The sequence below is a fragment of the Pseudarthrobacter xylosi genome (assembly GCF_055412765.1).
The window spans coordinates 77,932-96,806 of record NZ_JBVAYT010000001.1 but is presented as its reverse complement, the minus strand read 5'-3'; the positions used below and the strand labels follow the sequence as shown (position 1 = coordinate 96,806).

Genomic DNA, 18,875 nt, shown 5'->3' with positions numbered 1-18,875 from the left:
TTGAGGAAACCTTGACGAATTTCCCCCTTAAGTCCTGATTTAGGACGTGCATTGTTGTTTTCAGCAAGACAGCCAAGCACGCAAAAGTCTGAGGGGACACACCATGAAGAACAGCACACTGATCAAGGGATCTGCCGCCATCGCCCTGGGCGCAGCACTGTTGCTGGGCGGCGGCGGAACGCTGGCCAACTGGAACGCGGCAGCTACGGCGACGCCGGGCACCATCGTTGCCGGCGACCTCAACGTAGTGAACACCACCGCGGGCGTCTGGAAGGACCGGAACGGCGCCACGATCGACATCGCCACCTACAAGGTAGTTCCGGGCGACAAGCTCACTTTCACCCAGGACCTGGCGGTCACGCTCCGCGGCAACAAGATGGCCGCGAATGTTGCCACCACCGGCGTCACGGAAACCAGCGGATTCACTGCCGCGAATGTCACGGTTTCCCCGGTGGCACTGTCCGTCGGAGTAACTCCGGTCACGAACCCGCTCGTAGCCTCCGCCGGGACCCAGACGGTCACCGCAACCATCAGCTTTGAATTCAAGTCCTCCACTACTGCCAGGGCGGACGTGAACGCAACCTACAACTTCAACACCGTTGCGTTCCAGCTGACCCAGGTCACCCAGTCCGGCCTGCTCTAGTCTGAAGATGGCGGCTGGCTGAGCGGCCAGCCGCCAGGACAGCATTGGATACGGAGCAGGAGGAACAATGCGGATCCCGCGGACGCTGCGAGCCGGTGTACTGATCGCAGCAGCGGTGGTCCTTGGACTCCTGACAGTGCAGGGCACCTACGCTTTGTGGAACGCCAGCACTTCCACAGCTCCGGGATCCGTTTCCTCGGCTTCCTTCGATGTCAGCCTCAGCGCTACTCCCTCCGGGCAGGTGACCAACATGACCCTGCCCGGAGGCCCCGCCACCATCAACCTCGGCCAGGCCACATCGCTCGCACCGGGAACACCCGTGTACGCCAGCCTTGTGGTTGGCAACAACTCCAACGCCGGCGGAACGTTCAGCACAAGCATCACCGCGGAACCGGCTACGGTAACGAACGTCGGACTCGGGGTCCTGGCGCAGTTCGTCACGGTGGGCGCAAAGTTCGCCTCCGCCGTCGCAGAATGCAGCACTCCGACCGGATACGCGCCGCTAACGGCGCCGGGAATCACCTCCGGCGCCGTACCCAAGGCGGCAAACATCGTATTGTGCTTCCAGGTCAGCCTCAGCTCCTCCACTTCCATCCTATTGAAAGGCCAAGCCGTGAACATCAGCCTTCCGCTCACAGCCCGCCAGCTTTGCGGGGTGCCAAGTGGCTGCGCTTGAGATGATGCCGGTTGACCAGGCGGTTGATACGACCTCCGACGACCAACCGGCCGAAGCGGCCCGCACCCGCAAGGGCCGCGATGCCGCACCGAAGCGCCGCAGCACACTCGCTGCTGGTGGCAAGGTCCTGAACCTCGTGGTCCTGATGATCGCCGTTTTCGCAGCGCTGGTGCTCATTGTGGTTCCCAGGGCCACGGGCTCCACAACCTACACGGTGCTGACGAATTCCATGGCGCCGAATTTCCCGCCAGGGACCTTCCTCGTAGTGAAGCCCGTTGATTTCGATGACCTGAAGTACGGCGACGTTGTCACCTTCCAGATGTACTCGGGCCGTCCCGAAGTTGAAACGCACCGGATCGTCGGCTTCGGCGCGACACAGGAGGGTGAGAAGACCCTCGTCACCAAGGGCGACAACAACGGATTCAACGATCCTGAGCCCGTCCGCGAGTTGCAGGTCAAAGGCAAGCTGTTCTATGCCGTTCCGCATGTTGGCTACGCGGCCAACGCCCTGGGCAACGCCGACCGCAGCACCTGGGTGACGCTCGGCGCCGCCGGCCTGATTGGCTACGGCGCGTTATTGGTGGTCAAGGGAATCCGGGGCCGCGGCCGCTCGCAGAATGCTGACGGCGAGGCCTCCGCGTGAAACGGTTCGCCCGGGTGCCGGGTGCCACGCTGGCAATCGGAGCTTTCGTACTGACTGTCCTCTTGGGCGTGGGTGGGACTGCTGCCTCAGCCCTCTGGCAGCAGTCGGCCACGGCCACGATGACGGTGACTGCCAACGGGACCTGGTCCACGATCGCGGTCACTTGTGGTTCCACGGATAAGAAGAAGCCGAAAATGAATGTGACGGTTTCGAACGCACCCACCCAACTGACCTACTTCGCGGTGGCGACTGACGGCACGCCACTTCTGCCGACGCAAGTCGGTCCGACTCTGGCGACTCCCGGAACTGTGCTCATTGATCTTGACAACAGTCCCATTTTCACCAGCAGGCCATCAGGCTTGATCAACGTACGTGTGGTCGCCAGCTACGTCGGCAGTCCATCAATTTCGGCTGAGCTGAGGTTCGACATCGGTCCCGGTAACAGCGGAATCACCTGCTAGACGGGGTCATCGTCGAAATTTCGACACCCCCGCCCGCCCAACCCGACCTGTTGCCAAAGCGATCCGAAAGGATCACCCTGAAGTAGGCCACGTTTGACGTATTGAGTGTGGAGGTCAGGGCGATGAGCACCACTTCAGATGACCTGTTTCCGGCGAATCCGGAGGCAGAGACACATGAGCTGAAGCGGGTCCTTGGCCCCAAGCTCCTCCTCCTGTTCATAGTTGGCGACATCCTCGGCGCCGGCGTGTACGCGGTCACCGGAACCATGGCCGGGACGGTGGGTGGCATCGTCTGGTTGCCGTTCCTGCTCGCGTTCGTCGTCGCGACTTTGACCGCGTTCTCCTACCTCGAGCTGGTCACGCAGTACCCGCAGGCGGCAGGGGCGGCGCTCTACACGCACAAGGCGTTTGGCATCCACTTCGTCACGTTCCTGGTGGCATTCGCCGTGGTCTGCTCCGGGATCACCAGTGCGTCCACGTCCGCGAACGTCCTCGCCCAGAACTTCTTCGGCGGACTGGAGCTCAACGGCTGGATGGAAGTGCCCGGACAAGGCGTGATCACCGCCGTCGCCATGGCATTTATGCTCCTGCTGGCCGCGATCAATCTGCGCGGCGTGGGGGAGAGCGTGAAGTTCAACGTGGTGCTCACGCTGGTGGAGATGATCGCGTTGTGCATCGTGATCGGCGTGGGCTTTTATGTCATGGCCCAGGGCACCGGGAACGCGGGCGAGATTTTCGTCTTCAACGACTACCAGGACAAGGGCCTTTTCCTGGCCGTCACCGCCGCAACGTCCATCGCCTTCTTTGCCATGGTGGGCTTCGAGGACTCGGTGAACATGGTGGAGGAGACCCAGCACCCGGAGAAGATTTTCCCGCGGACCATGCTGACCGGCCTGGGCATCGCCGTCCTCCTGTACATGCTGGTGGCCGTCTCCGTGGTCAGCGTGCTCTCGCCCACCGAGCTGGAAAACATCCGGGAGGCTGAAGGCGCTGCGCTCCTCGAGGTGGTGCACAAGGGCTCGCCGGACTTCCCCATCGACAAGATCTTCCCGTTCCTCGCGGTGTTCGCCGTTGCAAACACCGCGCTTATCAACATGCTGATGGCCAGCCGGCTGATCTACGGCATGGCACGCCAGAACGTCCTGCCGCCCGCGTTGGGGAAGGTCCTGCCGGGACGCCGCACCCCGTGGGCCGGCATCCTGTTCTCCACCGTCCTCGCCCTGGGCCTGATCTGGTACGTCACCAGCGACCCCAAGAGCAACATCGTGGCCAACCTGTCCGGGACGACGGCGTTCCTGCTGCTGTGCGTCTTCACGGTAGTCAACGTGGCCTGCCTGGTCCTCCGCCGCAAGCGGGATCCGCACCGCAAAGTGTTCTTCACCTCGCCGGGGCAGCTGCCGCTGCTCGCCGCGCTGCTGTGTGCCTTCCTCGCCGGGCCGTGGGTGGGCCGCAACGTCATCCAGTACCAGATCGCCGGGGGACTGATGGCGATCGGCGTGGTGCTCTGGTTTATCACCTGGCTCATCAACAGGCGGACGAACAGGGCGGAAGGCGAGCCCGTGGGGACCCAGAACATCGGCAAGGATGACGCTTAGGCGTCCGTACCGCCGTCGTACTTTCAGAACGTCCGACGACGGCGGCGCTAGCCGATGATGGGGCGTTCCTCCGGCAGGCTGTAGAGGCGGGGCCGGGAGGACAGGGCCAGCGCGGACGCGACCGTTACGGTGCCGATTCTGCCGAGGAACATCAGGGCCATGAGCACCCATTCGGCCGACGGCGGGAGGTGGTAGGTGATGCCGGTGCTCATCCCCACGGTGGCGAACGCGGAGATGCATTCGAACAGCACTTTTTCCAGGCTGTAGTCGGTCAGCATCAGCAATGCCAGGGTGCCACCCACCACGGCGGCAACACCCAGTAGCGCCACGGACAGGGCCTGGCGCTGGGAGGAGGCGCTGATGGAGCGGTGGGCGATGGTCACCTCGTCGCGGCCGCGGATCTCGTTCCAGATGGAGAAACCCAGCACCAGGAACGTGGTGATCTTGATGCCGCCGGCAGTGCCGGCGCTGCCGCCGCCGATGAACATCAGGATGTTGGTGACCATGAGGGTCTCCGGTGCGGCCGCGCCGTAGTCGATGCTGTTGAAGCCGGCAGTACGGGGGAAGACACTTCCGGCCAGGGAACCCAGCAGCTTCCCGGTCAGGGACAGGCCACCGAGCGTTTCGTCCCTGTTCCATTCGAAGGCGGCGAACAGCGTGATGCCAAGGACGAGCAACAGCACGGTGCCGTAGATGGTCAGGCGCAGGTGGACGCTCCAGTTGCTGGCTTTGACGTTCCCCCGGAGCAGCTGGATGATCACCGGGAACCCGAGGCCGCCGGCGATGATCGCCAGGCAGATGGGGACGATGATCCAGGGGTCCTCCGCGAAGCCGATGAGGTTGTCGCTGTACAGCGCGAAGCCGGCGTTGTTGAACGCCGAGACGGCGTGAAACACGCCGTGCCACAGCGCCGTGGCCGGGTTCTGATCGTAGGCCAGCCAGAAGCGTCCGGTCAGCACCGCGGCGGTGGCGGCCTCAATGCCGAGCATGAGTCTCGCCACGCGGAGCAGCACGGCGCTGACGTCGCCCAGATTGAGTGTGTGCGTTTCAGACTGCGCCACCAGCTGCCCGCGCAGGCCGATGCTTTTCCGGACCAAGAGAGCCAGCAGCGTGGCCAGCGTCATGATGCCGAACCCGCCCACCTGGATCAGTCCCAGGATCACGGTCTGCCCGAACGGCGTCCAGTACGTGGCCGTGTCCACGGTGATCAGCCCCGTCACGCAGACGGCCGAGACGGAGGTGAACAGCGCGGCCATCAGGGGGTCGGCTCCGGGGTCGCTGCCGGTCCGGGCGGCGGGCAGCATCAGCAGGGATGCTCCCAGGATGATGACCGCCAGGAACGCCAGAGGTACCGAACGGACCGGGTGCAGGAGGGCCCGCCGTACAGGGTTGTCGTGCCCCTTATCGGGGAGCCGCTTGTTCCGCAGTTGGGGCACCGGCCCGCCATTGCGGAACCTGCTCAGGGACATGCCCTAGCCCACGTGGATGCCGGGGCGGCGGCTGGGATCGGGTTCGTTTTCCCGGATGATTTCGCGGACCACGGGGGCCGTGTCTCCGCGTCCCAGCAACAGGTAGCGCATGAGGTGCGCCAGGGGATTGCCTTCTGCCCATTCAAAGTAGGCGTGAGGCCGGACGCCGGTGGCGTCGCGGAGGGCCAGCAGGATGGCGGCGATGGCGTTGGGAGCGGCCGGGCTGTCGGCGCGGAGCACACGGTGTCCGTCCACTTCGATGCCGCGCACTTCGAGGACGTCGCTGAACCCCGAGGGATCGGTGACTTCGATCTCCAGGAAGATCACGTCTGCGGTTCCGGGCACGGGATTGTTCTGGCGCTGCTCGGCTTCCTTCTCACGGTATTCGGCGGCATCGCGGGCCTGCGGACGGTTGGCGATCAGGTTGATCCGTCCGTCAAAGTCGAGGGTGTCGGTGATGAAGCGGCGGGCTTCGTCGTCGAACTCGATCTTGTGGACCCGGAGTTCGGTGGTGCGGCTGACCCTGGAGACCAGCGAAACAACGATGATGCCCAGGATGAAGAAGCCGGAGATTGCGATGCCGTCCGGCTTGGCGATGACGTTGGCCCCCAGCGCGTACAGCAGGATCAGGGTCAGGATGGTGAAGCCGACGGCGGCGCCCCGCCGCTTGCTGCGGGCGGCGGAGATGCTGACTGCGACGGCGCCGGAAACCATCATGGCCAGGATGCCCGTGGCGTACGCGCCGGCCTGGGCGTTGACGTCGGCGTTGAAACCGATGGTGATCAGGATGCTGATGGCGGTGTACACCAGAACCACCGGGCGGACGGCCCGGGACCAGTCCGGGGCCATGCCGTAGGACGGAAGGTAGCGGGGAACGATGTTGATCAGGCCGGCCATGGCGGACGCTCCGGCGAACCACAGGATTAGGATGCTGCTGACATCGTAGACAGAGCCGAAGCCGTTACCCAGAAGTTCGTGGGCCAGGTAGGCCAGGGCGCGCCCGTTGGCCTCGCCACCTGCCTGGAAGGCTTCGGCGGGGATCAGCACTGTGGTGACGAAACTGCTGCCCAGGAGGTACACGCTCATGATCAGGGCAGCTGTGGTGAGGAGCTTGCGGGTGTTCCGGACGCGGGCGGCCAGGCGTTCCTCGGCGGTGGCGCCGTTGGCTGCGACCAGCGGCATCATGCTGACGCCGGTCTCGAAGCCGGACAAACCCAGGACCAGCAGCGGGAAGGCGAGCAGGGCCGGTCCTGCGATATCCCCGAAACCCGTTCCGGCGGAGGTGAGCGCCGCGGTCCAGTCAGCCATGGCACCCGGCTGCGTGACGGCGTCGTACAGTCCCACTCCGATGATCACGGTGTTGAGCACGAGGAAGATGCCCACCAGGGGGATGGCAACCGCCACCGCTTCGGAGAAGCCGAGGAGGAACACCCCGCCCAGAATGAGCAGGAGCACCACGGTGATCGCGACTGCCTGGCCGTCCAGGAAGGGCGGCAGGTAGGGGTTCTCAAGCATGTGGACGGTGGCGTCGGCCGCGGAAAGGGTGATGGTGATGATCCAGGAGGTGGCGACGAAGCCGAGAAGGACGAGCACAAAGATTTTCCCGCGCCAGAACGGCAGGAGCTTTTCCAGCATCGCCACCGATCCCTGTCCGTGGGGGCTTTCGTGGGCCACCCTCCGGTACATCGGGAGCATGCCCAGCAGCGTCAGGCCAACGATCAGCAGGGTGGCCAGCGGGGAGAGAGCCCCGGCAGCGAGGGCGGCGATGCCGGGCAAGTAGGAGAGCGTGGAAAAGTAGTCCACCCCGGTCAGGCACATGACCTTCCACCAGCTCTGGGTGGGGGCGTGGTCCTCGGCAGTCTCCGGGCCCACCGGCTGGTGGACGGTGTGTTCCAGCAGCCACCGGGTGAGCCCGTTTCCGGGTCCCGCGCCGCGTTCCGGGTTGGGGACGCTGGCGGGAATGGAGAAGCGGGTGGATGCAGTCAACGGGTTACTTTCTGTACCCCGCGCAGGCGGGATTGGGGTGAATAACCAACGGAGCGTAGCACCGGGCCAAGGGCCCTCAGCGGGCAAACCCGGGATCTTAACGCATCCTTAACGCCGCCGGCGCTGGTGTTACCCGGCGGACCTCATCATGGCTGGAATCTGTAACCGATGCCTGCTTCGGTGAGGAGATGCCGGGGGTTTCCGGTGTCGGGTTCGAGCTTGCGGCGCAGCTGGGCCATGTAGACGCGGAGGTAGTTTGCGTCTTTGGCGTACGCGGGTCCCCAGACCTCGGTGAGGAGTTGGCGCTGGGTGATGAGTTTTTCGGGGTTTCTGACCAGGATTTCCAGGATGTTCCACTCGATGGGAGTCAGCCGGACATCGGCGCCGTCGCGGATGACGCGGTGTTTGGCCAGGTCCACTGAGAAGTTGTCGGTGGTGATCACGGGGTTGGGTGTTTTGTGGTCGGGGGTCCGGCGGAGCAGGGCGCGGAGACGGGCGAGGAGTTCCTCGGGGCCGAAGGGTTTGGTGAGGTAGTCGTCGGCACCTGCGTCCAGGGCCTCGACCTTGTCATCGGAGGTATGGCGGGCTGAGAGGACCAGGATGGGGACCTCGTTCCAGGTCCGTAGTTGCTTGATGACGGCTATGCCGTCGATATCGGGCAGGCCGAGATCCAGCACAATGAGGGCCAGGGCATGTTGTGTAGCGGAGAGCAGGGCCGAGTGGCCGTCTGTAGCGGTAACGACGGCGTATCCGTTGGCCTGGAGGGCGATGTTGAGGACTTTGAGGAGGTGCGGGTCATCGTCGACTACGAGGATGGAAGTCATGGTTTTTCCTGGGTGGAGGGCTGATGGCGCGCTGTCCATCCGGAGAGCAGGGACTGGGGCTTCACTGGCGCTTGGGCTGTTGTGTACTGGGCGCGGGCGCCCGTGGACAGGGGCAGCCGGATGACCATGGTGAGTCCTCCTCCGGGGGTTTCTTCTGCTGTCAGTGTGCCACCCATTGCCTCGGTGAACCCTTTCGCGACGGCCAGGCCCAAACCAACACCCGTGCTTTGCGGCACATCGGTGAGCCGTTGGAAGGGCCGGAACATTTCAATGACATTTTCCGCCGGTACGCCCCGGCCGTGATCGATGATGCGGAGCTCACCTGCGGGCTGGCCTGCCAGCGTTTCGGTGCTCAGCCCGCCGGCTGTTCCCACCAGGACAAGATCGGATTCGGGCGCATACTTGACGGCGTTTTCGACGATGTTGGCGATGACGCGCTCGAGCATGCCCGGGTCCGCCTCGATTTCGGGCATGTTCGGTGGCAGATCCAGACGCGCGCTCCCGGCGGGGATGCCGTGGAGGGCGGCGGGGATGACGTCGTTCCAGCGCACCGGTTGCAACAGTGGCTTGGCGGCGTCGGTGGTGATCCGGGACATGTCGAGCAGGTTCCCCACGAGCAGGTCCAGCCGGTCCGAGGATTCGTCGATGGCCAGGAGCAGTTCGTGGGCGAGTTCGGGGCCGTACTGCACGTCTTTTTGGAGGAGGCTCCCGACGGCGAGTTTGATGCTGGCCAGTGGTGTGCGGAGGTCATGGGAGACGGCTCGCAGGATTGACGTGCGCATCGTGTTGCCTTCAGCGAGGCGGAGCACCTCGCGGCGGCTGGCGGCCAGTTGCTGCCTCTCAAGCTGGGCGGCGAGGTGCACCCCGAACGCACCGAGCAGCCGCCGGTCGCTGGCCGGAAGCGCCCGCCCGAAAAGTACCATCCGGGTAGCCGCGTCGATCTGTTCGGTATTTTCCGTGGGGAAGTCCGGCTGGTCCGGGGCCGGCTGGTTGGCTGTGCCGGCGTCGGGGAGTTCGCCGGCACTGGCGGTAGGTGTCCAGATTGCCCGGTGGCCGCCGTCGCCGGTTTCGGACAGGCCGTAGAGTGCCGCGCCACGGACGTTGAAGACGGCAAGTGCCTGCTGCAGCAGGTCCTGAACGGTGTCCTCGGAGCTGGCCGCGCCGCGGGTGAGGTCTGAAAGGGTGGTCGCTTCCGCGCGGGCCCGGGCGGCCTCTTTGGAGCGGCGGGCAGAGAGGTCCACCACCACGGCGACGGCGGCAGAAACGCCGACAAACACCAGGAGGGCGAGCACATTCTGGGGGTCGTTGATGGTCAGGGTGCCCACCGGCGGGGTGGAGAAGTAGTTGACCAGGAGGCTGCTCCAGAGCGCAGCGAGGATGGCAGGCCAGAATCCGCCCACCAGCGCCACGGTGACTGATCCGGCGAGCTGGACCAGCACCGCTGTGGCGACGCTCTGGTCCGGATTCAGGGCGAGCAGAAACTGGAGAAGAACGGGCAGCAGGATGGCGAGGACGAAGCCGGCTCCAACCCGGATCCGGCCGAGATCCCGTTGCCGGCGGGTTCCGGCCCCGCCACCCCCGAGGGGGTGCGAGACCATGTGGACGTCGATATCGCCCGAGTCCCGGACCACCCTGGTGCCGATGCCGCCGCCCAGGAGCGCACCGAGGAGTCCAGAAACCTTTCCGCGGCGCGAGATGCCGACGACGATCTGGGTGGCGTTGACGCTCCGGGCAAAGTCCAGCAGGGCGGTGGCCGGGTTTTCGCCTGCAACGAGCTGGTAGCTGCCACCCAGGTCCTGGATCAGGCGGCGCTGGGCTTCCAGCGCCTGTGGTGATTCGCCGGCAACACCATCGGCGGCGCGGACATGGACCGCGAGCAGGTCGCCGCCGCTGACGCGGTTGAGGATCCTGGCGCCGCGGCGGATCAGGATTTCGCCTTCAGGGCCGCCGGTCAGTCCGATGACGATGCGCTCGCGGGCCGGCCAGGTGGCCTGGATGTCGTTCTCGGCCCGGTACCTGGCTAGGCCTTCATCCACCCGGTCCGCGAGCCAGAGGAGCGCCAGTTCGCGCAGCGCCGTCAGGTTGCCGAGACGGAAGTAGTTCGAGAGGGCGGCGTCGATCTTGTCCTGGGCGTAGATTTTTCCATCGCTCAGGCGCTGGCGCAGGAGTTCCGGGGAAATGTCCACCAGGTGGATCTGATCGGCCCGGCGTACGACGTCGTCGGGCACCGTTTCGGCCTGCCGCACCTCGGTGACGGCGCTGACGACGTCCCCCAGGGATGCCAGGTGCTGGATATTGACAGTGGAGAGGACATTGATACCGGCGGCGAGCAGTTCGTCGATGTCCTCCCAGCGTTTGGCGTGCCGGCTGCCGGGGATGTTTGAGTGTGCGTACTCGTCCACGATGGCGGTCGCCGGTGCACGGTGGAGCACGGCGTCGAGGTCCAGCTCATCGAACTCGGTGCCCCGGTACGCGAGGCGCCGCGGCGGGATGATCTCGAGCCCGTCCAGGAGGGCCCGCGTCTCGGCACGGCCGTGGTCCAGGGCGAACGCGACGACGACGTCCTCGCCGCGGACGCCGAGTCGGTGGGCTTCTTCGAGCATTTCGTACGTTTTGCCGACTCCGGGTGCGGCCCCGAGGAAGATACGCAGCGATCCACGTGCCATGCCGTCATTCTTTCACTGCGAGAGGGCCGGTCATTGCCGTGGCGCCTGTCCGGGCGCGGCGGCAGCGAGAGCCAGGTTCAGGGCGGTGACATTGACGGCCGGCTGGCCCAGGAACGCTTCGATGCCGCCGGTGGTGTTCCGGTCCACGAGGTCCTGGACGGCGTCGACACTAAGCCCGTGCGCTGCCGCCACCCTCGCGACCTGGAGCCCGGCGTAGGCCGGGGAGATGCCCGGGTCCAGCCCGGACCCGGAGGCAGTCACGGCGTCGGCGGGAACGTCGGCTTCGCTGACCCCTTCGGCCGCTGCCACGGCACTCCGGGCGGCCGTAACAGCGTCAAGGAGTTTGGGGTCGTTGGGGCCGAGGTTGCTGGCCGACGACGACGCCGGGTCCCAGCTGACCGTCGATGGCCGTGCGTGGAACCACGCCGGGTCCTGGACCCCTTCCTCGTTGGCTGCTGCCTGGACGATCAGCGCCGACGCCGCGGCAGCACCGCCGTCGTCCTTCATGATGGAGCCGTTGGCCTGGTACGGGGCCACCAGTTGTCCGATGCCGAAGACGGCAAGCGGGTAGGCCAGCCCGAGGATGACGGTGGCAAGGAGCAGGAACCTGGCGGCGGTTCCGGCCTGGCGGAGGTAGCCGGTGAGCGTGTTCATGGGATGTTCCTAGCCGATGCCGGGGATGAGGGAGATGATCAGGTCAATGATTTTGATGCCGATGAAGGGTGCGATGAGCCCGCCGAGACCGTAGACGAGCAGGTTCCGGCCGAGCGCCTGGTTGGCAGACACCGCCCGGTATTTCACGCCGCGGAGCGCCAGGGGAATCAGGGCGATGATGATCAGGGCGTTGAAGATGACGGCGGACAGGATGGCGGAGGCGGGGCTGGTGAGCCCCATGATGTTCAGCAGCCCCAGGCCTGGATAGGTCGCGGTGAACAGGGCAGGGACGATGGCGAAGTACTTCGCGACGTCGTTGGCGATGGAGAACGTGGTGAGGGCGCCCCGGGTGATCAGCAGCTGCTTGCCGATGCCCACGATGTTGATGAGCTTCGTCGGGTCCGAGTCCAGGTCCACCATGTTGGCGGCCTCTTTGGCGGCCGGGGTGCCGGAGTTCATCGCGACGCCGACGTCCGCGGCGGCCAGCGCGGGGGCGTCATTGGTGCCGTCCCCGGTCATGGCCACGAGGCGTCCGGCGGCCTGCTCCTTTTTGATGACGGCGAGCTTGTCCTCGGGGGTGGCTTCGGCAAGGAAGTCATCAACGCCGGCCTCGGCAGCGATGGCCTTCGCGGTCACGGGGTTATCGCCGGTGACCATCACCGTGCGGATGCCCATTTTCCGCAGCTCGGCGAAGCGGGCCTGCATGCCGGGTTTGACGACGTCGGCGAGGTGGATGGTGCCCAGGACCCGGGCGCCGTCCGTGGTTGCGGTGGCAACCAGCAGCGGGGTGCCGCCCTGGGCGGAGATCTCCAGCACCCGGTGGTTCACCTCAGCCGGGGTGTGGCCGCCCAGGTCGGTAACAAAAGCAGCCACCGCGGCTGCCGCGCCCTTGCGGACCTGGCGGCCGTCCAGGTCCAGGCCGCTCATGCGGGTGCTGGCGCTGAATTCGACCACGGCGAGCTGTTCCGGGCCGCGGCCGAGCTCCGCCAGTTCGGGCCCGCTCACGCCCTTCTCGGCCGCGAGGTCCACCACTGACCGCCCTTCGGGGGTTTCGTCGGCGAGGCTGGAGAGCCGGGCAGCTTCGATGAGTTCGGTCATGCCGACGGTGTTGGCGGGGAAGAAGTTGACGGCGCGGCGGTTGCCGTAGGTGATGGTTCCGGTCTTGTCCAGCAGCAGTGTGGTGATGTCACCTGCTGTTTCGACGGCCCGGCCGGAGGTGGCCAGGACGTTGTGCTGGACCAGGCGGTCCATTCCGGCGATGCCGATGGCCGGGACGAGGGCGCCGATGGTGGTGGGGATCAGGCATACGAGCAGCGCCACGAGCACGATGGGTGACGGTGTTGCTCCCGCGAGGGACGCGAAGGGTGCCAGGGACATTGTGACCACCAGGAACACGATGGTCAGGGAGACGAGCAGGACGTGCAGGGCAATCTCGTTGGGGGTCTTCTGCCGCACGGCGCCTTCGACGAGTTTGATCATCCGGTCGATGAAGGTCTGTCCGGGTTCGGCGGTGATTCTGACGACGATGCGGTCTGAGAGGACCTTGGTGCCGCCGGTGACCGAGGAGCGGTCTCCGCCGGATTCGCGGATGACCGGTGCGGATTCGCCGGTGATGGTTGATTCGTCAACGCTGGCCAGGCCCTCGATGATCTCGCCGTCGGACGGGATCACGTCCCCGGCCTCACAGATGACGACGTCGTTGAGGCGCAGTTCCGTGCCGGGGACCTGTTTGGTGCCGCCGTCGGGCAGCCGCAGCTTCGCCAGCACGCCCTGCCGGCTGGCCCGGAGGCTGTCGGCCTGGGCCTTGCCCCGGCCCTCGGCGATGGCTTCGGAAAGTGTGCCGAACAGGACGGTCAGCCACAGCCAGGCCGTCACCGCGATGCTGAAGACCGACGGACGGACCACGCAGATGGCCGTGCACAGGCCTGCGCCCACCAGCACGGTGAACATGACCGGTGAATGAATCATCTGGCGCGGTGCGAGTTTGCGGATGGCCACCGGAAGGGCTGCCGCCACGCTGGCGGCGGTCAGCTTCGCCGGGGCCTTGGTGTGGTGTTTGTGGTCGCCGGGGGTGCCGAGCGGGTTGCCGTCGGCCAGGGTTTCGGGGACGGTGGCGAGGCCCGTCTGGGTGCGGGTCATTGGAGGAGTCCTTCTGCGAGGGGGCCCAGGGCAAGGGCAGGGAAATAGCTGAGGGCCGTCAGGATGACGGTCACGCCCAGCAACAGGGCGCCGAACAGGGGACCGTGGGTAGGCACCGTCCCGGCGGAGGCGGGGATTCTGCCTTGCCGGGCGAGCGATCCGGCCAAAGCCAGAACCAGGACGATCGGCAGGAACCGGCCCAGCAGCATGGCGATGCCGAGCATGGCGGAGAGGTAGGGTCCCGAGCTGGTGATCCCGCCGAACGCGGAGCCGTTGTTGTTCGCCCCGGAGGTGAAGGCGTAGAGCAGCTCGCTGAACTGGTGCGGCCCGGACGCCGGCACGTTGGTCATAACGTCTGGCAGCAGCACGGTGATGCCGGCCAGGGTCAACACCAGGATGGGGGTGATCAGGATGTACATGGCGGAGAGCTTCATCTGGCGTGGGCCGATTTTCTTGCCCAGGTACTCGGGTGTCCGGCCCACCATGAGCCCGGCGATGAAGACGGAGATGATGGACAGGATCAGCATCCCGTACAGCCCGGAACCGGTTCCGCCGGGGGCCACTTCCCCGAGCATCATGTTCACCATGGTGACCCCGCCCGCCAGCGGCGGCAGCGAATCGTGGGCAACATTGACGGCGCCCGTGGAGGTCAGCGTTGTGGAGGCGGCGAAGATGGCGCTCGGAGCCGCGCCGAAGCGCTGCTCGAACCCTTCCCCCAAACCGCCGGCAGCCGCCGTCGCGGTTCCCTGTCCGGCTGCGACGGCCCACCCTGTCAGGGAAACGGAGGTCAGCCAGAGTGTTCCCATCACGGCGGCCACGGTGTAGCCCTGCTTCTGGTCGCCCACCATCCGGCCGAACGCGTAGGGGAGGGCAGAGGGAATCAGCAGCAATAGGAACACCTGGAACAGGCTGATGAAGACATTGGGATTCTCAAACGGGTGGGCGGAGTTGGCGTTGAAATAGCCGCCTCCATTGGTGCCCAGGATTTTGATCGCTTCCTGGGAGGCCACCGGACCGCCCGGAATGCTCTGAGAGGTGCCGGTTGCCTGGTTGATGACATCGGTGGGCGAGAAGTTCTGCACTACGCCACCAATGACCATTACAACTGCCGCGACCACGGCCATCGGCAACAGGACTCGGAACGTTGTCCGGGCCAGGTCCACCCAGAAGTTCCCCAGCCTGTCAGTTTTCGTCCGGGCGATGCCACGGATCAGCGCGACAGCGACGACGATGCCGACTGCCGCGGACAGAAAATTCTGGACCGCGAGCAGGGCCATCTGGACAAAGATGCCAACGGTGGTCTCGGGCACGTAGGTCTGCCAGTTGGTGTTGGTGACAAAGGAGATGGCCGTATTCATGGCAACCCAGGGATCCACCCCCGTGAGTGCTCCGCTGCCGGGCAGCACGCCTTGGAGCCGCTGGAGCAGGAACACCACCAGGATGGACACCGCGGAAAAGGCCAGGACGCTGCGCAGGTAGACGGCCCAGGTCTGTTCCGTGCCGGCGTCGACGCCGGCGAACCGGTAGAACAGCCGCTCCGGCCTGGTGAAGGTGGTGCCGTCGAACACGCGGGCAAGGTAGACGCCGAGCGGCTTATGCAAAGCGGCCAGGGCCAGCAGCAGCGCCGAGACCTGGATCAGGAATGATGCAGTGTTGAATGTCATGTCCTGGTCACCACTTTTCGGGGTGGATCAGGGCCGCCAACAGGTAGCCGGACAGGCACACGCCAGCAACGGCCAGCGCCAGCCAAATGATCGCGTCCAGACTCATAGTCCGTCTTCACCGCCATCACTTGCACCGCTGACCACTCCGGCCAGAAGGTGGCCGATCCACATCACGAATCCCATGGACACCATGAGAATTCCAAGTACAGCCGCGTCGGCCATTGCAGGTTCCTTTCGAACGCACCCCGTGCGGGGCTGATCTCAGTCAACCCCCGGCAAACTGGCGGCAACGCGTTCCTGACGAATCCTTAATACGCCCGTACGGAATCTTGACGCGGTCTTAACGGCAACGTGGACCGGGCGGCTCGTGTCTGCCCTCCATTGCGGCGATCCTGTCCGCCCCGGACCCCTCTCATGGGGGCCTCAGGGTCAGCAGTCAGTGCAGCAGCCGCCCGTTTCCACTTCGTCGGGCTCAGCGGCGTTGGGGACCGTGCAGCAGGCCTCGCCGCGCCAGGCGTTGATGCCCTCGCGCACTGCGATTGCTGCAATCACGAGGGCAGCGCCGGCGTCGGCCCACCACCAACCCAGGGTGCTGTTCAGCAGCAGGCCGGCCAGCAGGACCGCTGAGAGGTACGTGCAAAGCAGGGTCTGTTTCGAATCGGCCACCGCGGTTCGCGAACCCAGTTCCCGTCCGGCCCTGCGCTGCAGCCAGGACAGTACCGGCATGATCGCCAGGCTCAGGGCCGCGATGACAATCCCGATGAGGGAATGCCGCGGTTCGCCGGCGCCGGCCAGCGAGCGGACCACATCCACGGCGACAAAAGCGGCCAGGGCAAAGAAGGATATGGCAATGATCCGCAGGGTCAGCTGCTCACGCTGTTCGGGGTCCTTGGCGGAGAATTGCCAGGACAGGGCAAGAGCGGATGCTACTTCGATCACCGAATCCAGCCCGAAGCCGATCAGCGCGGATGAATCGGCCTCGCCCCCGGCCCAAAGTGCCGCGGCGGCCTCGATCACGTTGTAGGTGATGGTGGCCGCGGCGAACAGGCGGATGCGCCGGGACAGAACGGCCCGGCGGGAAACGGACGGCGCAGTCTGGATGCTTGCTGTCATGTCAGGCAGGTCCCGTCGGGCGCGCAGCATTCCGGATCCACGTCCAGGACCACGGCCAGCAGATCCCCGATCGCATGGCCCAGCCGGGCATCGGCGAGCTCATACCGGCTGCGGCGGCCGTCCGGTACGGCAACCACAAGGCCGCAGCCGCGCAGGCAGGTCAGATGGTTGGACATGCTCTGCCGGGACACGCCCAGCGACTCCGCCAGGTCTGACGGATACGAGGGGGCATCGGCGAGGGCCAGCAGGATCCGGGCACGCGTCGGATCTGAGACCGCGTACCCGAAGCGCGCTAGCACTGGCGCGTGGGTGAGGGTTTCCATTCACCTAAAGTACATCGAAGCCTGTATTCAGGCAATCGTGTATAGCGGAGATCGATTGGCGGGCGGAGGCGCGCTCAACGCGTTGGTGAGTCCCGCCGTCGTCCGCGGGTTCCTTCAATGGAGTGACGCCCTAATGAAGGTAAGGGCGTTCCGGTTCGGTGGCGGGAGTGACCTGCGCGTCCGTCATGAGGATGGGATTGGCGAGGTCCTGGTCCGGATTCCGGCCGAATCCGCCGGTCGCAGTGACCCAGACCCCGGGTTTGTATTCCTTCTGCCAGCCGGGTTTGTGGACGGGGACGCCAACTGGTTGTGCATCAACGGTGCAGCAGCTGACCACAAAGCGGGTCACATAGAAAACGTCAGCCGGGTTCTGCCGGTCGGCGGTGATGAAGCCGGTGACCGAGGGCACCTTCCCCGCGAAGTATTCCTCACCGGGACTGTATCGGAGCAGTGAAGCCCAGTCCCGGACACTGAAGCCGCCGGGCGCTTTGTCGAGAAGTTCGTTGGTTTGGTGCCGGCCCAGCGTGCCGGAGACGTTGAGGTCCCGCTGGTTGGCGGCATCGGCCGAGAGCGCTGCCGGGGGAAGGAACAACAGGCCGACGACGGCGGCGGTCACCGTGAGGAGGCTGCCGGCGGCCCGCAGCCGGCCGGGCTTCGGCGCCTCCTCCGGATGCCCGTTGTGCTCGGGAGTGGTCAGGACAAAGCCGGCAACCGACACCGTGGCCGCGATCAGGGCCATGACCACGGTGAACGGAACATAGCGCGGGTGAATGTAGAGCTCCAGCTTGCCGGTGACGGCCAGCCACAGCGTGGCCGTGATTCCGATCAGGCTCAGCATCACACCGTGCCGCCCCGCGAACCCGTTAGAAAGCAAGGTTGACCCCCCAGCCGAGTACCGCAGCGCAGAGCGCGATGAGAACGGTCAGTTGCAGAAGGGTGCGGGCCGTGAATGTGGTCCGCAGCAGCGCGAGCATCTTCACATCGATCATCGGGCCGAAGACCAGGAACGCCACGATCGATCCGGGCAGGAACGTAGCGCCGAACGAGAGGATGAAGAAGGCGTCAACGGTGGAGCAGATCGAGACCACGAAGGCCAGCAGCATCAGGGCGAGCACCGACCACAACGGATCGCTGCCGAGGGCCAGGAGAATGTTCCGCGGGATGCCCACCTGGATGAGCCCGGCCAGGCCGGCGCCGATGAACAGCGCCGGCATCATGGCGTTCGCTTCGCGCTGGAAGAGGTCAACGCTTTGCCGCAGCTTCCCCTGGGGTGCATGGTGATGATCGTCCGACCTGCAGGCCGCCTCGAACCTGGCCGTGAGCAGGCGGTGGGGTTCCCTGTGGCGGCTGTAGATCCAGCCGATGAGGTTCGCGATCAGGAATCCGCCCGCGATCCGCCAGGCGAGAATGCCGCTGTCCCAGCCGAACGCCTGCTGGGTGGTGATGATGGTGACGGGGTTCAGGATGGGCGCCGCGAAGAGGAACGTCATGGCCTCTCCGACGCTGAGCCCCTTCAGCATCAGCCCCCGCGCCATGGGCACGTTCCCGCACTCACACACCGGCATGAGCATCCCCAACAGCGAGAGAACCACCCGCCTGAGGACGGGGCGGGCAGGGAGCCGGCGGAACAGGAAATCCGGCGGCAACCAGACCTGCACGAGAATCGAGACGAGGATCCCCAGAAACACAAAAGGAAGCGACTCGATAATCACGCTGATCGAGAGGGTGAAGAAGTCCCGGGCGGCGCCCTCGATGCCCGCAGTAGAAGACGGGGCCAGTGTCCGGAAGACATAGGCGACGGCGGCAACCAGGCCAAGTGCCAGGAAAAGATTGAGCCGGCGATACGCAACATCAGAACCGCGCTTGCCGCCCGCCTGCGGTGCTTGCTCGGGCGCGGACACAGAGGCTAACGGTGCGCTCTCAGACCCGGGATCCGGTTGCCTCATGCAGTGAGGCTAGTGGCAGGATGGGAACGCGGCAACAGGGGGAGGCATCTTCTGGTCATCCACGGCAGCCCCA

General features: G+C 65.6%; 17 protein-coding genes. 5 read left to right on the top strand and 12 right to left on the bottom strand.

The features are described from left to right. Window positions 1-103 precede the first annotated feature (103 nt). The 5 genes from ACZY1F_RS00465 to ACZY1F_RS00445 all read left to right on the top strand — a co-directional run bounded on the left by ACZY1F_RS00465 (window position 104) and on the right by ACZY1F_RS00445 (window position 4,018). Entirely contained in the window at window positions 104-643 is a 540-nt protein-coding gene (locus ACZY1F_RS00465) for an alternate-type signal peptide domain-containing protein (RefSeq protein WP_463939702.1), read from the top strand. 67 nt (window positions 644-710) lie between these two features. Beyond that, the gene (locus ACZY1F_RS00460) at window positions 711-1,319 is read left to right on the top strand and encodes a SipW-dependent-type signal peptide-containing protein (protein WP_463939701.1); all 609 of its coding nucleotides are present in this window, start codon (window positions 711-713) and stop codon (window positions 1,317-1,319) included. After that, window positions 1,306-1,962, top strand: coding sequence for a signal peptidase I (locus tag ACZY1F_RS00455; RefSeq protein WP_463939700.1), 657 nt, complete (start codon window positions 1,306-1,308; stop codon window positions 1,960-1,962). The genes ACZY1F_RS00460 and ACZY1F_RS00455 overlap by 14 nt, the downstream gene beginning before the upstream one ends. Next, window positions 1,959-2,423, top strand: a complete 465-nt coding sequence (locus ACZY1F_RS00450) for a hypothetical protein (RefSeq protein WP_463939699.1) — start codon at window positions 1,959-1,961, stop codon at window positions 2,421-2,423. Before ACZY1F_RS00455 ends, ACZY1F_RS00450 begins: the two co-directional genes overlap by 4 nt. 122 nt (window positions 2,424-2,545) lie before the next feature. Continuing rightward, the gene (locus tag ACZY1F_RS00445) at window positions 2,546-4,018 is read left to right on the top strand and encodes an APC family permease (protein ID WP_463939698.1); all 1,473 of its coding nucleotides are present in this window, start codon (window positions 2,546-2,548) and stop codon (window positions 4,016-4,018) included. Between the two features lie 47 nt (window positions 4,019-4,065). Here ACZY1F_RS00445 and ACZY1F_RS00440 read toward each other — a convergent pair whose 3' ends face one another. The 12 genes from ACZY1F_RS00440 to ACZY1F_RS00385 form a co-directional block, all read right to left on the bottom strand. Further along, window positions 4,066-5,487, bottom strand: coding sequence for a TrkH family potassium uptake protein (locus ACZY1F_RS00440; RefSeq protein WP_463939697.1), 1,422 nt, complete (start codon window positions 5,485-5,487; stop codon window positions 4,066-4,068). A 3-nt stretch (window positions 5,488-5,490) separates the two neighbouring features. Next, window positions 5,491-7,473: an APC family permease gene (locus tag ACZY1F_RS00435; RefSeq protein WP_463939696.1), complete on the bottom strand. Its 1,983-nt coding sequence runs from the start codon at window positions 7,471-7,473 to the stop codon at window positions 5,491-5,493. A gap of 146 nt (window positions 7,474-7,619) precedes the next feature. Continuing rightward, window positions 7,620-8,297 (bottom strand): response regulator, encoded by a 678-nt coding sequence (locus ACZY1F_RS00430; RefSeq protein WP_463939694.1) that lies wholly within the window; start codon window positions 8,295-8,297, stop codon window positions 7,620-7,622. Next, entirely contained in the window at window positions 8,294-10,963 is a 2,670-nt protein-coding gene (locus ACZY1F_RS00425) for a DUF4118 domain-containing protein (protein WP_463939692.1), read from the bottom strand. The genes ACZY1F_RS00430 and ACZY1F_RS00425 overlap by 4 nt, the downstream gene beginning before the upstream one ends. Before the next feature lie 30 nt (window positions 10,964-10,993). Then, complete coding sequence (gene kdpC, locus ACZY1F_RS00420) at window positions 10,994-11,617, bottom strand: K(+)-transporting ATPase subunit C (protein WP_463939691.1); 624 nt, start codon at window positions 11,615-11,617, stop codon at window positions 10,994-10,996. 9 nt (window positions 11,618-11,626) lie between these two features. Further along, window positions 11,627-13,756 carry a potassium-transporting ATPase subunit KdpB gene (gene kdpB, locus ACZY1F_RS00415; protein ID WP_463939690.1) on the bottom strand — a complete coding sequence of 710 codons (2,130 nt, stop codon included), beginning with the start codon at window positions 13,754-13,756 and terminating at the stop codon, window positions 11,627-11,629. After that, the gene (gene kdpA, locus ACZY1F_RS00410) at window positions 13,753-15,420 is read right to left on the bottom strand and encodes a potassium-transporting ATPase subunit KdpA (RefSeq protein ID WP_463939689.1); all 1,668 of its coding nucleotides are present in this window, start codon (window positions 15,418-15,420) and stop codon (window positions 13,753-13,755) included. Before kdpA ends, kdpB begins: the two co-directional genes overlap by 4 nt. 7 nt (window positions 15,421-15,427) lie before the next feature. Continuing rightward, window positions 15,428-15,526 (bottom strand): potassium-transporting ATPase subunit F, encoded by a 99-nt coding sequence (locus ACZY1F_RS00405; RefSeq protein ID WP_131135243.1) that lies wholly within the window; start codon window positions 15,524-15,526, stop codon window positions 15,428-15,430. A gap of 323 nt (window positions 15,527-15,849) precedes the next feature. Next, window positions 15,850-16,533 (bottom strand): cation efflux transmembrane domain-containing protein, encoded by a 684-nt coding sequence (locus ACZY1F_RS00400; RefSeq protein WP_463939688.1) that lies wholly within the window; start codon window positions 16,531-16,533, stop codon window positions 15,850-15,852. After that, window positions 16,530-16,856, bottom strand: a complete 327-nt coding sequence (locus ACZY1F_RS00395; RefSeq protein WP_463939687.1) for an ArsR/SmtB family transcription factor — start codon at window positions 16,854-16,856, stop codon at window positions 16,530-16,532. The genes ACZY1F_RS00400 and ACZY1F_RS00395 overlap by 4 nt, the downstream gene beginning before the upstream one ends. Before the next feature lie 130 nt (window positions 16,857-16,986). Beyond that, window positions 16,987-17,730, bottom strand: a complete 744-nt coding sequence (locus tag ACZY1F_RS00390; RefSeq protein WP_463939686.1) for a TIGR03943 family putative permease subunit — start codon at window positions 17,728-17,730, stop codon at window positions 16,987-16,989. Beyond that, complete coding sequence (locus ACZY1F_RS00385; RefSeq protein ID WP_463939685.1) at window positions 17,720-18,802, bottom strand: permease; 1,083 nt, start codon at window positions 18,800-18,802, stop codon at window positions 17,720-17,722. Before ACZY1F_RS00385 ends, ACZY1F_RS00390 begins: the two co-directional genes overlap by 11 nt. Between the last annotated feature and the right edge of the window lie 73 nt (window positions 18,803-18,875).

What these genes read in the sequence shown, in the direction of transcription:
- ACZY1F_RS00465 (WP_463939702.1), top strand. Translation starts at nt 104, where the DNA reads ATGAAGAACAGCACACTGATCAAGGGATCTGCCGCCATCGCCCTGGGC.
- ACZY1F_RS00460 (WP_463939701.1), top strand. Translation starts at nt 711, where the DNA reads ATGCGGATCCCGCGGACGCTGCGAGCCGGTGTACTGATCGCAGCAGCG.
- ACZY1F_RS00445 (WP_463939698.1), top strand. Translation starts at nt 2,546, where the DNA reads ATGAGCACCACTTCAGATGACCTGTTTCCGGCGAATCCGGAGGCAGAG.
- ACZY1F_RS00440 (WP_463939697.1), bottom strand. Translation starts at nt 5,487, where the DNA reads ATGTCCCTGAGCAGGTTCCGCAATGGCGGGCCGGTGCCCCAACTGCGG.
- ACZY1F_RS00430 (WP_463939694.1), bottom strand. Translation starts at nt 8,297, where the DNA reads ATGACTTCCATCCTCGTAGTCGACGATGACCCGCACCTCCTCAAAGTC.
- ACZY1F_RS00425 (WP_463939692.1), bottom strand. Translation starts at nt 10,963, where the DNA reads ATGGCACGTGGATCGCTGCGTATCTTCCTCGGGGCCGCACCCGGAGTC.
- kdpC (WP_463939691.1), bottom strand. Translation starts at nt 11,617, where the DNA reads ATGAACACGCTCACCGGCTACCTCCGCCAGGCCGGAACCGCCGCCAGG.
- kdpB (WP_463939690.1), bottom strand. Translation starts at nt 13,756, where the DNA reads ATGACCCGCACCCAGACGGGCCTCGCCACCGTCCCCGAAACCCTGGCC.
- kdpA (WP_463939689.1), bottom strand. Translation starts at nt 15,420, where the DNA reads ATGACATTCAACACTGCATCATTCCTGATCCAGGTCTCGGCGCTGCTG.
- ACZY1F_RS00405 (WP_131135243.1), bottom strand. Translation starts at nt 15,526, where the DNA reads ATGAGTCTGGACGCGATCATTTGGCTGGCGCTGGCCGTTGCTGGCGTG.
- ACZY1F_RS00400 (WP_463939688.1), bottom strand. Translation starts at nt 16,533, where the DNA reads ATGACAGCAAGCATCCAGACTGCGCCGTCCGTTTCCCGCCGGGCCGTT.
- ACZY1F_RS00395 (WP_463939687.1), bottom strand. Translation starts at nt 16,856, where the DNA reads ATGGAAACCCTCACCCACGCGCCAGTGCTAGCGCGCTTCGGGTACGCG.
- ACZY1F_RS00385 (WP_463939685.1), bottom strand. Translation starts at nt 18,802, where the DNA reads ATGAGGCAACCGGATCCCGGGTCTGAGAGCGCACCGTTAGCCTCTGTG.